Here is a 1,006-nt window from a genome sequence, read left to right as displayed (position 1 = left end):
TTTCAGAAATGGCATCGAGATACGCGTCACAAAATAGCTCCCCGTAATCTCCACCTGTCGTATGCAGGGGAAATCTGTATCATGTTTTTTCAGAGACTTCTTTAGAGAAATCGTACTCGGTCGACGGGATTATGAGAATCTGCTGGCGATGATCCTAGAAATAAACAATTAATAAACATTAAAAAATTAGTCCATTTCGACAATCTTTATAGAAAACCTGCCGTTTGGCAAGTTTCAAATAGGGGATACATCAAAATTGGACGCTAATTAACGATTAAATAATATACAATGAATATAGTCTTAGATAATATAATATTTAGTCTCCAAAAATCAGGAGGGATTACTGTCGTTTGGAAAGAATTTTTAACGAGGCTATGTGTAATTCCTAAATTGAATATTTATCTTATTAATTATACTAACTCTAATGTATCAATACGATTTTGCGGTGAGAATATTAATGAAATTTTAAGAAAAGCATTTTTTTTTCGTTTGAAACGCTATATAAATCCAAGAATCCCTCTAAAAGAACAATTTATTTTTCATTCATCTTATTATAGAACTTCATCCTCAAAATATGCTATTAATATTACAACTGTCCATGATTTTACATATGAATATTTCTCTCATGGATTGAAAAGAATGGTTCATTGTTGGCAAAAGTATAGAGCGATTCGTCGTTCTGATTATATTATATGTATTTCTAATAATACAAAAGCTGATTTACTAAAATTTCTACCGGAAATAAATTGTGATAAAATTAAAGTTGTATATAATGGAGTCTCTGATGATTATTTTGTTATACATGATGAAAATAAGCGAACTTCAAATTTGCCTTTCCTGACTGATACTTATGTTTTGTTTGTAGGAGGGCGCGCAGGGTATAAGAACTTTCAATTAGTAGTAGATGCAATTTTTGAAACATCTTTAAATTTAGTTATTGTTGGTGGTCTATTAACAGGTAAAGAAAGATTTTACTTGGAAGAGAAATTAGGGAGCAGGTATAAAT

General features: G+C 30.4%; 1 protein-coding gene. It reads left to right on the top strand.

Annotated features, from left to right (window positions below):
* Nucleotides 1-288 precede the first annotated feature (288 nt).
* The coding region (locus GKF99_RS08530; RefSeq protein WP_154273155.1) for a glycosyltransferase at nucleotides 289-1,006 on the top strand (718 nt) is incomplete at its 3' end.

It is taken from the genome of Finegoldia sp. BIOML-A2 (genome assembly GCF_009678315.1).
Lineage (GTDB): Bacteria > Bacillota > Clostridia > Tissierellales > Peptoniphilaceae > Finegoldia > Finegoldia magna.
Note: the sequence above shows the minus strand (reverse complement) of the source record. Positions and strands in the feature narration are given on the sequence as shown.